The sequence below is a fragment of the Streptomyces sp. NBC_00322 genome (genome assembly GCF_036147535.1).
GTDB lineage: Bacteria > Actinomycetota > Actinomycetes > Streptomycetales > Streptomycetaceae > Streptomyces.
This window is the reverse complement of record NZ_CP108019.1, coordinates 7904649-7917493: the sequence shown is the minus strand read 5'-3', so window position 1 is coordinate 7917493 and position 12845 is coordinate 7904649. Positions and strand designations below refer to the sequence as shown.

At 69.4% G+C, this 12845-nt stretch carries 12 protein-coding genes; 5 read left to right on the top strand and 7 right to left on the bottom strand.

The annotated features are described in order from the left end of the window. Positions 1-16: 16 nt before the first annotated feature. On the top strand, positions 17-892 hold the full coding sequence (locus tag OG905_RS36120; protein ID WP_328681123.1) for a SigB/SigF/SigG family RNA polymerase sigma factor: 876 nt from the start codon (positions 17-19) through the stop codon (positions 890-892). Between the two features lie 12 nt (positions 893-904). Here OG905_RS36120 and OG905_RS36115 read toward each other — a convergent pair whose 3' ends face one another. The 3 genes from OG905_RS36115 to OG905_RS36105 all read right to left on the bottom strand — a co-directional run bounded on the left by OG905_RS36115 (position 905) and on the right by OG905_RS36105 (position 2271). Further along, entirely contained in the window at positions 905-1357 is a 453-nt protein-coding gene (locus OG905_RS36115) for an ATP-binding protein (protein WP_328681120.1), read from the bottom strand. A gap of 11 nt (positions 1358-1368) precedes the next feature. Then, complete coding sequence (locus tag OG905_RS36110; RefSeq protein WP_328681118.1) at positions 1369-1767, bottom strand: STAS domain-containing protein; 399 nt, start codon at positions 1765-1767, stop codon at positions 1369-1371. Positions 1768-1938: 171 nt separating this feature from the next. Continuing rightward, a complete protein-coding gene (locus OG905_RS36105) occupies positions 1939-2271 on the bottom strand; it encodes a DUF2795 domain-containing protein (RefSeq protein WP_443044029.1) in 333 nt (110 codons plus the stop codon). 447 nt (positions 2272-2718) lie between these two features. Here OG905_RS36105 and OG905_RS36100 point away from each other — a divergent pair, with 447 nt between their 5' ends. Then, a complete protein-coding gene (locus OG905_RS36100; RefSeq protein WP_328681115.1) occupies positions 2719-3510 on the top strand; it encodes a SigB/SigF/SigG family RNA polymerase sigma factor in 792 nt (263 codons plus the stop codon). A 40-nt stretch (positions 3511-3550) separates the two neighbouring features. Here OG905_RS36100 and OG905_RS36095 read toward each other — a convergent pair whose 3' ends face one another. After that, positions 3551-4786, bottom strand: coding sequence for an FUSC family protein (locus OG905_RS36095; protein WP_328681112.1), 1236 nt, complete (start codon positions 4784-4786; stop codon positions 3551-3553). A 60-nt stretch (positions 4787-4846) separates the two neighbouring features. Further along, positions 4847-5089 carry a DUF5133 domain-containing protein gene (locus OG905_RS36090; RefSeq protein ID WP_443044028.1) on the bottom strand — a complete coding sequence of 81 codons (243 nt, stop codon included), beginning with the start codon at positions 5087-5089 and terminating at the stop codon, positions 4847-4849. A gap of 366 nt (positions 5090-5455) precedes the next feature. On the opposite strand from OG905_RS36090, the gene OG905_RS36085 reads away from it, so the two are divergent. The 3 genes from OG905_RS36085 (at position 5456) to OG905_RS36075 (ending at position 10176) form a co-directional block, all read left to right on the top strand. Next, entirely contained in the window at positions 5456-6481 is a 1026-nt protein-coding gene (locus OG905_RS36085) for a PHP domain-containing protein (RefSeq protein WP_328681110.1), read from the top strand. Positions 6482-6658: 177 nt separating this feature from the next. After that, positions 6659-8716, top strand: coding sequence for a phosphocholine-specific phospholipase C (locus OG905_RS36080; protein ID WP_328681108.1), 2058 nt, complete (start codon positions 6659-6661; stop codon positions 8714-8716). A 155-nt stretch (positions 8717-8871) separates the two neighbouring features. Then, positions 8872-10176, top strand: coding sequence for an LCP family protein (locus OG905_RS36075; protein ID WP_328681106.1), 1305 nt, complete (start codon positions 8872-8874; stop codon positions 10174-10176). 27 nt (positions 10177-10203) lie between these two features. On the opposite strand, the gene OG905_RS36070 is transcribed toward OG905_RS36075, so the two are convergent. After that, positions 10204-10587 (bottom strand): VOC family protein, encoded by a 384-nt coding sequence (locus tag OG905_RS36070; RefSeq protein ID WP_328681104.1) that lies wholly within the window; start codon positions 10585-10587, stop codon positions 10204-10206. A gap of 143 nt (positions 10588-10730) precedes the next feature. Next, positions 10731-12782, bottom strand: coding sequence for a SpoIIE family protein phosphatase (locus tag OG905_RS36065; RefSeq protein WP_328681102.1), 2052 nt, complete (start codon positions 12780-12782; stop codon positions 10731-10733). Positions 12783-12845 lie beyond the last annotated feature (63 nt).

Here is a 12845-nt window from a genome sequence, read left to right as displayed (position 1 = left end):
CCGTCGAGGAAGCCTCATGGCCACCAGGACTCGAACCGAGCCGATCGATACCAACCAGGCAGGCGTCGCACACCGTGGCGCGCCGGACGGCATACCGGAGATCGCGGACCCGATGTCCGTCAGCACCGTGGACGCACGGACCCTGTCGACCTCGCTGTTCAAGCGTCTCGCCACGCTCGAAGAGGGCACCGCTGAGTACTCGTATGTCCGCAACACCCTGGTCGAGCTCAACCTCAGCCTCGTGAAATTCGCCGCCCGGCGGTTCCGCAGCCGGTCCGAGCCCGCCGAGGACATCATCCAGGTCGGGACGATCGGCCTCATCAAGGCGATCAACCGCTTCGACGTCGAGCGCGGCATCGAATTCACCAGCTTCGCCCTGCCGACCATCGTCGGCGAGATCAAGCGCTTCTTCCGCGACACCAGTTGGGCCGTCCAGGTGCCACGCCGTCTCCAGGAGCTGCGTATCGACCTGGCCCGGGCCCGCGACCAGATGGAACAGCACCTTGGCCGCTGTCCGACCGTCGCCGAGCTGGCCGGCCATCTCGGGATCACCGAGGCCGAGGTGGTCGAGGGGGAGCAGGCGGCGAACGGTTACATGGCTCGCTCCCTGGACGCCCCGGTCAACGAGGACGACGCCCTGGGCGCCCTCACCCGCGGCCTGGGCAACGAGGACCCGGCCTTCGACATCGTGGAGGCCGTCGCGGCCCTCAAGCCGGTGATCGCCTCGCTCGGGGAGCGGGACCGGCTGATCCTCTCCCTGCGCTTCGGCGAGGAACTGACGCAGTCCGAGATCGGCGCCCGGCTCGGACTGTCGCAGATGCATGTCTCACGGCTGCTGGCCGCCATCTACGCGACGCTGCGGGCCGCACTCCTCGACGACGCCAGGCCCTGAACCGCTCGGGACCTACGGGGGCGGCCGCCCCCCCACCGCGTGCGCCGGAGTGCCGACTTCCAGCCAGACGACCTTGCCGTCGCCCACGGGCGCCCAGCCCCAGCTCCGCGCCAGCCGCTCAATCACGATCAGGCCGTGACCCCCGGGCTGCGAGACGACCTGCGGCACCCGCGGCCTCGGATGCTCGGGGCTGGCGTCGGCGACCTCGATCCGCAGCCGGTCGCCCGTGTGGTTGAGCATGAGCTCGGTGGGCCCGCCGGCGTGCAGACAGGCGTTGGTGACGAGTTCCGACACAAGGAGCAGTACATCCTCGGCAAGCTCCGCGTCCTGCCGCGTCCGGGCCGGCGTCCATCCCCAGTCTGCCAGGGCCTGTTCGGTGAAGTCACGGCAGCGGCTCACTACCCCCTTCGTACCGAACAGCGCCAGTCGGCGGGTCTGCCCCTGCCCGCGGACGCTCACGCCCATCCGTTCCTCGCCTACTTCGGCCGCTCGTCCGCCAGCGCCTCGTCGAGGCCGGCGTACACCGGGAACACCGCCTGGGCACCGGTGATGTCGAACATGCGGGCCACCGGCGGCCGCAGCGCGGTCAGCGCCAGACGGCTGTCCGCCTCGCGCGCCGCCAGCCGCGCCCGCAGCAGCAGGTTCAGGCCGGTGGAATCGCAGAAGCTCAGGTCCGCGCAGTCGACCACGATCCGCTCGGGTGCGGCCCGCACAGCGTCCGACAGGGCCTCACGCAGCGGCTCGGCCGTGTCGTGATCGAGTTCGCCCGAGAGTACGAGGACGACGGCACCGGCCACCGGCCTCACTTCGACGCCGAGGCGTCCCTTCTGGGCGGCACCATCCCCCTGCGGCTGTCCGGCAACTCCCGACACCATGGGGGTTCTCCCGCTCCTCGACGTCCATCCGGTCATGTCGATGCTTTCGACGTTGGCAGGGCGAGACCGCCTCCGCCACCGGGCCCGTTCCCGCGCCCGCTTCCCGAGACTCAGGAGAAGTACCCCCTGCCCGGGTCTCCACACCCCGAGGAGCTTGCTTCGACGAAGCCGTCAGGACCGGCGCGGGAGGGCGCTGACGATTTCGTGTGCGGTGCGGTACGTGTGGTGGGCGGGCAGCCGGTTCACCATGTCGACCAGCCGGTCGGGAGCATGCCGCGCGGTCAGAGTGTGTACCAGTTCGCGACGCGTGGCCGGGAAGGCCGTACGGCCCAGGTGTCGCGCCAGTTCGATCCCCAACTGCTCGTCGGGGCCCAGCGAGCCCATCGTGGTCACAAAGCCCGACGCGATCTCCAGGTCGTCGTCGGCTCCGGGCTCGGGGTCGTGCCACTCCTCCACCCGTGTGGGGTGTCCGGAACGGAGCAGACCCTGCAATTCATGCTTCATCTCTTCGTCCTTGTGGACGCTGAGGCGATCACTGCCTCGCTGCATGTCCTCCTCCTAGATCGTGGGGAGACTGTGCACGTACCCGATCGACGCCGTCCGACACAGGCCGAAGGCGCACGTTTCCGAGAGGTTGGACCGGGCACCTGCGTCATGTGCTCCGGACAGGCGGCACGTCCCGTGAGAGCGATCAGCGCCGGGCGTGCACCGGTCCTGCCCGGCGGATCTCCGGTGATCCGACTGGTCCTGTCCGGCCGATCAGGCCGGATCAGTGAGCGGGGTCTGGCGTGGCGCATCGCAAGGCGGAGGAGAGAGCCCACGCGGAGCGTCGGCGACTGACGACAACGCAGCGAGGTGCCGTGCCAGGGCACGCGAGCCCGGCAAGATCGGCCGGACAGGACCTACGCCCGCCCGAATGAGGAAGACCACTCTCAGGGAGCTGCGAGCACCATGCGTACCAACACGAACGGCAAGCATCCGCACGACGACGCACCCGACACCACGGACGCGTTCCGGAGGATGGCCGCACTGCCCGAGGGCGCCGAACGGCGGCTCCTGCGCCAGGAGATCGTGTACGCCTGGCTGCCCATGTCGGAACGGCTGGCCGGCCGCTTCCGCAACCGCGGGGAGTCCCTCGAGGATCTGCGGCAGGTCGCCGCCCTCGGCCTGGTCAAGGCCGTCGACCACTACGACCCGTCCCGCGGCCACGCATTCGAGAGCTACGCCGTACCGACCGTGGTCGGCGAGGTCAAGCGCCACTTCCGCGACCACATGTGGGCCCTGCATGTCCCGCGCCGGGTCCAGGATCTGCGCAACCGTGTCCGGGTCGCCCGCCAGGACCTCGCCCAGTCCATCCCCGGCCGTGACCCTTCCGCGGCCGAAATCGCCCATCACACCGGAATGACCGAGGAAGAGGTGCGGGAGGGTCTCGAGGCGCTCGAGAGCTTCACCGCGCTCTCCCTCGACGCCGAAACAGCCGGTTCCGAGGACGGATACTCACTGCGCGACACCCTCGGCACACCCGACCCGGCGATCGACGTGCTCGTGGACCGCGAGGCGGTCAAACCAGAGCTGAGCAAGCTCTCGCAGCGCGAGCAGCGCATCCTCTACCTGCGCTTCTTCCGGGACATGACCCAGAGCAGCATCGCGAGGGACCTGGGCATCTCCCAGATGCATGTGTCCCGGCTGATCAGCCGCTGCTGCGAGCATCTGCGCGAACAGGTCATGCAGGAGGCCGCGTAACCCGTGCCGCCCCGGCCCGCACGCACCGCGCGCGGACCGGTCAGCGGGACGCGGCCCGCCGCGGGCGTTTGCCGCGTGCCCACCGGCGTACGGCGGAGATCCACGGATACCGTTCGTGCTGCTCCCGGGTCACCCGGTCCAGTTCCTCCATCAGGCGCTGCGAGCGGTGGTCCATGTCCAGCTCGTCGAGGATCCGGTCGATCTCCGTGAGCAGCGCGCCGTGCAGCTGCCAGTCGCGCGGATGCCGTTGCACACCCTCGAGAAGCAGCTCCGCGGCCTTCTCCCGCGCGGCGGCGGCCGCGGCGAGCTCGTCGGCCAGCCGGGACTCCGCCGCGTCGGCGCTGCGGCTCACCTGTGTGGTCACCAGTACGGAGAAGCTGACCAGCGCATCGGCGACATGGCTCAGCAGTTCCTCGAGGGCGACGCCGACCGTCGGCGGGAAGACGTCCTGCCCACCGCGCTTCTTGGCGAGGTCGGTCATCGTGCGGGCCAGTACGCGCAGGACCACCGCACAGATTTCGAGGGTGTCGAGCCCCGTACGCAGCACTACCCGGTGCAGCAGCCCTTCCTTGACCCGCGGATTGAGCCGAAGGCTGTCCTCCGCCTGCCGCAGGGCCCCGTCGACTTCCGCGATGTTGTTGTCGAGGCGGCGTGCCTCATGAAGACGGGCGGCAGCGCGCTCGACGGGAGTGGGGCCGCTCAGCTCCTCGCCGATGCGCAGGAGCAGTCGGCGCATGCGCCGGGCGAGGTCCTCGATGGAGTCCCCGGCGGGACCCACCCATACCGGGGGCACGAACACGACGTTGAACATGAGCCCCACGACCGCACCGATCAGTGTCTCCAGGACCCGGTCCCAGGCCGCGCCGCCGACCTGGGTCACACCGAGCACGAGCATCGCGCTGATCGCGACCTCGGGCACGAACTCGTCGACGCGGACCAGTCGTCCGACCACGAGCGAAGCCACGATGATCAGCCCCAGGCTCCACCATGTCAGGCCGACGAGCGCACTGAAGCCGATGGCGATCAGTACGCCCGCGACGACGGAGTTCACCCGGCGGATGCCGGTCGTGAGGGTGGAGTAGAGGGTCACCTGGACAACGAGGAGCGCCGTGAGGGGCGCGGTGAGCGGCGCGGGTTCGCTGCTCAGCTGCAGGGCGACGACGTACGAAATCGTCGCGGCCGCCGTCGAGCGCACCGTCTGGACGACGGCGGGCTCGCGGCGCCGGCGGACCAGTTCGGCCACCGGCGCCGTCACGGACTTGGTTACCTCACGCACTCCTTGATCCTTCCCGCTCGTCAGCGGGCGGACCCGGGCAGTCGTCGAGCGGTGCCCCGGTCAGCTGACCGTGGGTGACGAGCGCTGCCCGGAGGACCCCTTCGTGTGCCGGGTCCGGGCGATGTAGCGCTCCGCCGCGAGCACGGCCTCTCTGGCCGTGCGCTCACCCATCAGCACGCACAGCGTGTACGCCGTGTCCTCGAAGCGCATCCGCGCGCCACGGTCGTGGGGCGCGTGCAGAAAGTGGTGTTCGTGTGCCCGATAGCGAGCCATCAGGCGGGCGATCACAGCGGTGTCCGGCATCAACATCAGTGCCCTCCTTGAGTGAAAAGCACCAGCGGGCGGTCCGATCCGGCCCCTAGGTCGTGTCTTCAACGTCCCGTCTGCCTGGCGACGCCAGGTCCGCCCTTCGGGCGGACGACGCTGCTTTGAAGACACTCCCTGGGCACGGACGGCCGCAGCGGGCCTGCCGTACGTCCGGAAGAGTCATCCGGCCGTTCATTTTCGCCCGGGGTTGTCACACCCGCCATTCGCGTGACTACCGTCAGCGACCTTCGGTTACCGAAGCGGCATACGCCCGTCCGGGGTGCCGCGGATTCCGGGGCGGGCGACAGTGGGAGCAACGGCCGGGAACCGGTGGATCCACCGGCACGGTGCGAAGGAGACGAGATGCACCCCGTGGAGGCGCTGGAACGGATCGCGTTTCTGCTGGAGCGCAGCGGCGCGGAGACCTATCGGGTCCGTGCCTTTCGCACCGCGTCCGCCGTACTGGTGGAGATGTCCGACGACGAGATCCGCCGGCGCGCGGCTTCGAGATCCCTGGAAGCGGTCAAGGGCATCGGCCCGAAGACCGCCGGTGTCGTACGCGAGGCCCTGGCCGGTGAGGTGCCCGCCTACCTTCGCCGGCTGGAGGACGAGGCCTCCGGGCCGCTGGCCGACGGCGGTACTCACCTGCGTGCCCTGCTGCGGGGCGACTGTCATCTGCACTCGGACTGGTCGGACGGCGGCAGCCCGATCGAGGCGATGGGGCGGGCGGCGATCGCGCTGGGGCACGAGTGGGCCGTGCTCACCGATCACTCTCCCCGGCTGACGGTCGCCAGTGGTCTGTCGGCCAAGCGGCTGCGCGAGCAGTTGGAGGTCGTGGCGGAGCTCAACGCCCGCTGGGCCCCGTTCAGGCTTCTGACCGGCATCGAGTGCGACATTCTGTCGGACGGCTCGCTCGACCAGGAGCCGGAGCTGCTCGACCAGTTGGACCTCGTGGTCGTATCGGTCCACTCCGAACTGCGGATGGAATCCGCACCGATGACGCGGCGCATGGTCAAAGCCGTCCAGAACCCCCTGGCCGATGTGCTGGGCCACTGCACGGGCCGGCTGGTCTCCGAAAGGCGACGACCGGAGTCGCGGTTCGACGCCGAAGAGGTCTTCGCCGCCTGTGCTGCTCACGGCACGGCCGTGGAGATCAACAGCAGGCCCGAGCGCCGCGATCCGCCCAGGCGCCTGCTGCGGCAGGCGGTGGCCGCCGGGGCCTTCTTCTCCGTCGACTCCGACGCGCACGCCCCCGGACAGCTCGACTGGCAGATCATCGGCTGTGCCCGGGCAGAGGAGTGCGAGGTGCCCACGGAGCGAGTGATCAACACCTGGAGCGCCGAGGACCTCGTCGACTGGACCGTGTCCCGGGCGGCCCCGGCCTCCTGACCCGTAACCCGGGGCCCCTAAACGCCCAGTTCGCGCCATTTCCGGGGCTCCGCCGGGCTGTTCGCGGTGAGTACCTCGCTGTTTCACGCGTACGACACCACCTCTTCCCTTCCGCTCGTTCCTCTTGGAAACTCCGCTCACTCCTGTTTCCTCACACCACCCAAGAGGGCCACACTCATGCCTGAACTCAATCGGCGGCGCTTCCTGCAGATCGCCGGCGCGACCGCCGGTTTCGCCGCCTTGTCCAGCAGCATCGACCGTGCCGCCGCCATTCCCGCGGCACGCCGCTCCGGCACCATCCAGGACGTCGAGCACGTCGTCGTGCTGATGCAGGAGAACCGTTCGTTCGACCACTACTTCGGCGCCATGAAGGGCGTACGCGGCTTCGGCGACCCGCGCCCCGTGTCCACGGGCCCCGGCAAGTCGGTCTGGTACCAGGCGGACGGCAACAAGGAGGTGCTGCCGTACCACCCGGACGCCGAGGATCTCGGCATGCAGTTCATCGCGGGTCTCGACCACGACTGGGCGGGCGGCCACAAGGCCTGGAACAACGGCAAGTACGACCAGTGGATACCGGCCAAGTCCGCAGGCACGATGGCGTATCTGACGCGCCAGGACATTCCGTTCCACTACGCCCTCGCGGACGCGTTCACCGTCTGCGACGCGTACCACTGTTCGTTCATCGGAGCCACCGACCCCAACCGCTACTACATGTGGACGGGTCACACGGGCAACGACGGCAAGGGCGGCGGTCCGGTCCTCGGCAACCAGGAGGCCGGATACGACTGGACGACGTACCCGGAGCGGCTGCAGCAGGCCGGTATCTCGTGGAAGATCTACCAGGACATCGGCGACGGCCTGGACGCGGCCGGCTCCTGGGGCTGGATCGAGGACGCCTACCGCGGCAACTACGGCGACAACTCACTGCTGTACTTCAACCAGTACCGCAACGCCAAGCCCGGTGACCCGCTGTACGACAAGGCCCGCACCGGCACCAACGTCAAGGGCGGCGACGGCTACTTCGACGTACTCAAGGCCGATGTGCAGGCCGGGAAACTCCCCCAGGTCTCCTACATCGCCGCCCCTGAGGCCTTCACCGAACACCCCAACTGGCCCGCGAACTACGGCGCCTGGTACATCGCGCAGGTCTTGGACGCGCTCACCTCCAACCCCGAGGTGTGGAGCAGGACCGCGCTGTTCATCACGTACGACGAGAACGACGGTTACTTCGACCACGTGCCCCCGCCCTACGCGCCCGCCTCGGCCGCGCAGGGCCTGTCGACCGTGGACACCGCGCTCGACAACTTCGGCGGCAACGCCTCCTACGCCGCGGGCCCGTACGGCCTCGGCCAGCGCGTGCCCATGCTCGTCGTCTCCCCCTGGAGCACCGGCGGATTCGTCTGCTCCGAGGTCTTCGACCACACCTCGATCGTCCGGTTCATGGAGAGCCGCTTCGGCGTGAGCGAGCCGAACATCTCACCGTGGCGGCGCGCCATCTGCGGCGACCTGACCTCGGCCTTCGACTTCGGCCTCAAGAACACCGAGCCGGCCGCTCTCCCCGACACCGACGGGTATCAGCCGCCGGACAACTCGCGGCACCCGAGCTATGTCCCGAAGCCTCCTGCCAAGCCCGCGCTGCCCAAGCAGGAGGCGGGTTCGAGGCCCGCGCGTCCGCTGCCGTACGCGCCGGTGGTGAACGGGGCGTCGACGCCGTCGACCGGCCGCTTCACGCTCACCTTCAGCGGTGGCGCCTCGGCGGGTGCCCAGTTCCTGGTGGCGTCCGGGAACCGTACGGACGGACCGTGGACCTACACCGCCGCCGCGGGGAAGCAGCTCTCCGACACGTGGAACACGGCCTATTCCAACGACGTGTACGACCTGACGGTGTACGGACCGAACGGATTCCTCCGCGGCTTCAAGGGACCCGGCAAGACCGCGGGACCCGAGGTGACGGCCCGCCACATCGCCTCCAGCGGCAGCGTCGAGCTGACGATGACGAACGCGGGCAGCGCCACCTGCCGTCTCACGGTGACGCAGGCGTACGGCGGGGCGAAGCAGACGTTCACCGTGCGCCCGGGCGCACGCGTCGTGCACACGGTGGATCTGTGCGCCAGCAAGCGCTGGTACGACCTGAGCGTGGTGTCCGACAGGAACGCGACCTTCCTGCGCCGGTTCGCCGGGCATGTCGAGAACGGCCGGCCGGGCGTGAGTGACCCGGCGATCATGACCGTCTGACCCCCGGACTCCGGACCGAAGGGGTCGCCCGCCGTCGGCGGGCGACCCCTTTTCCCTCGAATGGCGCGCGCGTCGGCCGATCGTGCGGATCCCTCCCGTGCTTTTGTCGATTATCGGTTGAGATCCGATGGGATTCGATGTCGGAGGAGATCTCTGTGCGCAGCTTCACCCTCTCCGCTGTTCTGGTCGCCACGCTGGCCTCGGGCGGCTCCCTGTGGACAGCCGATCAACTGGCATCCACGTCCTCCCGCGCGGACGAATCCAAGGGCACCAATGTCCTTCTCGTCGGAATCGACCGGCGCACCGGGATGTCCGCCGAGGAGATCAAACGCCTGCACGTCGGCGGCAAGGGATGCGACTGCACGGACGTGATGATGCTGGTGCACATCGCCGAGGACGGTCGCCGGATGACGGCAGTCTCCATTCCCCGTGACTCCTATGTGGAGTTCGCTGATCACGCGCATCCGCGGCACTCCGGAAAAATCAACGGCGCCTTTGCGCACGGCGGCGGAGATCTGGCGGTTCGGACCGTGGAGAAGGCGACCGGCCTGAAGATCGACCACTATCTCGAGACGGACTTCACCGGTTTCGTGAACACCGTCGACCGTTTCGGCGGCGCGAAGGTGTGTACGGACAAGCCCCTGGTCGACCTCGGCTCGGGGCTGAACCTGCCGGCGGGAACACGCGTGCTGGACGGGCGCCGCGCCCTTCGCTACGTCCGCGCCCGCCATCTCTCCCCGCCCGGCGATCTCGGCCGGGTCCGGCGCCAACAGCGCCTGCTCATCGACATGCTCTCCCGGCTGAGGGAGGAAGGGGCGTTCGCCAACCCGACCGCCGCGGCACAGACGGCGCTGGCGCTGCACCAGTTCGTACGCGCCGATGAGGACACGAGCCTCGCCGATCTCGCGCATCTGGGCTCACTGCTGGGCAAGCTGAAGGCGGATCAGACGGAGTTCGTGACCGTCCCGATCTCGGAATTCGATTACCGCGTGCCGGAGTGGGGCTCCTCACTGCTGTGGGACACGGAGCGCTCCACGGCGCTGTGGGAAGCGCTGCGCGAAGACCGGTCGATCATCGACGACGCCGGGATCCGCCCGAGCAATGACGTTCCCGTGGAGATTCCGCCGGCCTGGATTCGTGTGCGGGTGACGGACGCTGAGGTCGCCGGTGCGCTGCAGGACAACGGCTTCGTGATCGAGGACGGCTCGGGGCAGGCCGAGGCGCCGCGCCCCGAGGGTCCGACCGTCATCACCTACGACCCGTACTGGGAGCGGTACGCGGTGACCGTCAAGGCCGCGATCCCCGGCGCCGAGCTGCACCCGGTCGCCGGGCACGGCCCGGTCTTCGACGTCGCCGTCGGATCGGATGCCGCCTCGGTCGTCAAGGTCGTCTACGACCGGAGCAGCGTGGAGGGAGCGCCGGTCACCGGAGACCGGCTCCGGTGCGGAACCACCGAGTGAGGTGCCGGGTGCCGCGCAGCGGACGTCTCAGTTCATCTGGAGCACGGACAGGGTGTTCCCCGACGGGTCCGTGAACCAGGCGATCGGCGGGCCCTCCGCGCGCATGACGCCCTTCCCGTCCTGGTCGAAGCCGGCGTACCGCTCGAAGGTCACACCGCGCCGGGCCAGTTCGTCGACGGCTTCGTCGATGTCGGGGACCGGGAAATTGAGCACGGTGAAGTTCGCCGCGACGTGGTTCGGTTTGGGGTAGACGAAGATCTCCGCGCCGCTCCCGAGATGCAGCGTCAGCATGCCGCCAGGGGGGCCGGTCTCCTCGGTGACCCGAAGGCCGAGCGTCTGGCCGTAGAACTCCTTTGCCTTCTGAAGATCGTTGACGGCGAAACCGCTGAACGCCTTGCTGTTCGTGAGCATGATCGCTTTCCTTCCGTCTGCCGTACGGATGAGCGGTACGAGTATTCACACGGGACCGCCGGGCCAGGGCTGCGAACCGGTCCGGGGCGCGGGATGAGGGGAGCGATTCCCCCCGATGGCCGAGGCGATGGCCGAGGCAGCGGTCAGCTGTCCTGGCCGACCGGTTCGAACTCGCACCAGACCGCTTTGCCTTCGCCCCTGGGCTCCACGCCCCAGCGTGAGGCAACCGCGTCGATCATCATCAGTCCCCTTCCCGAGGTCGCCGCTTCACCCGGCGTCCTACGGCGCGGCCAGACGCTGGAGCGGTCCTTGACCCACAGCCGCACGCGCCGTACCGGTTCGGGCAGGACTTCGAGCGTGAGGACGGCGCCGCCCTCCGTGTGCAGGAGTACGTTCACCAGCAGCTCCCCGGCGGCCAGTTCCACATCGTCCGCGAGGCCGGCCAGCCCCCAGTCCTCCAGGGCATGACGCAGCGCGGTGCGTGCCTCGGCAAGACCCTCGGGGTCGGCCTGGTGGATGTACAGGTGGATGCGTGGCGCCCGGTGGGTGCCGGGGTCGGGTGCTCGGCGCAGCACGAGCAGCGCGACATCGTCGCCGCTTCCCCAGCGCTGCCACAGCCGGTCCGACAGATGGTCGGCGAGGGCTCCCGCCTCCTGGGGACCCGTACGTACGGCGTCGGCGAGCGCGTCCATCCCGGCCGCGATGTCGAGGCCGGGTTCCTCCACCAGGCCGTCGGTGCACAGGACGAGGGTCTCGCCGGGTACCAGGTCCAGCCGGGACTCGGGGTACTCCTCCTCCCTGAAGGCCGTGGCCAGACCGAGCGGAAGTCCGCCGCGCAGGTTCGGCCGGCCGACCCGTCCGTCGGTGTGCCGGATCATCGGCCCCAAGTGCCCCGCGCGGACGGCCCGTACGCCTCCCGAGACCAGGTCGACCTGGGCGTACGTACAGGTGGCGAAGCGCTCGGTGTCGAGTTCCGCGAGAAAGCGCGACGACCGTGCCAGCACGGTCGAGGGGTCGTGCCCCTCCCCCGCGAACGCCCGCAGTGCGATGCGCAGTTGGCCCATGATGGCGGCCGCGTGAGTGTCATGCCCCTGGACGTCGCCGACGACGATCCCGACCCGCCCCCGGGGCAGCGCGATGACGTCGTACCAGTCACCGCCCACCTCCCGGCCGCTCCACGCCGCGTGGTAGCGCACGGCGATCTCGGCGCCGGAGAACTGAGGGATGTGGCGCGGCAGCATGGAAGCCTGCAGACCGGTCGCGAACTCCCGCTCCTTGTCGAAGAGAACGGCTCGTTGCAGTGACTGGGCGACGATTCCCGCAAGACCCAGGCACAGGGTGCGGTCCTCGGAGGAGAACCTGGTCCGGCCCCGGTAGAAGAGCGCCAGCCCGCCGATGGGACGGGCCTGGGCGACCAGCGGGAGGAAGGCGGCCGCGTCGACTCCGAGCCCGCGGATGTGCGGCTCGAGCTTCGGAAACTTGTCGACGAGCTCGACCAGCGAGGTCACGAACCGTGGCTGCTGGGTGAGAACGGCCTCGGCGAGCGGCAGCGATCCGTCCAGACGATTGAGGGTGAGATCGGCCAGGACTTCCGTCCCCATCCCGGACATGGCGATGATCTTGAGCGTGGAGCCCTCGACCAGTCCCAGGGCCAGCCCGTCGGCGCCGAAGCGCTCCAGGCCGCCGCTGCCCGTCAGGGCGGCGGTGACATCGTCCACGGTCACCGCTCTCGACAGCACTTCCGTGGTGCCCTGGACCATGGCGGTCATCCGCTGCCGGTCCGCCTCCAGCGGGCTGATCACCGTGAATTCGGTGAGCTCGGTGGTCGCGTTGCGCACGATTCCGACGACCCGGTAGGCCTCGCCGTGCGCATCGCGCAGGATGCGCCCCCGCGCATGGGACCACTGCCGGATCCCGTTGCGGCGTCTGACCTGGAAGTACGCACCGTACGAGGATCGTCCGCGCTCGATGGCCTGCTCGAACGCCGCATCGAGGCGCAGTTGCTCCTCGGGAGGCACCCGGGGCTCCAGGGACTCGGGCCTGCCGTCGTACTCCCCCGGGCCCAGGTCGAAGACGGCCTGCGCGGCCTCGTCGAGTTCGAGGGTCCCGTTCCGCAGATCCCAGTCGAAGCTGCCCATGCGGTTCAGGGCCAGCCTCTCGCCCGGACCAATCGCGGGCCAGTGCCGTCCTGCCATGCGCTCGCTCCGAAGGAGGGACCGGAAGTTCCGGTCTGGCGGCCAGGATCGTGGCCAGCATAG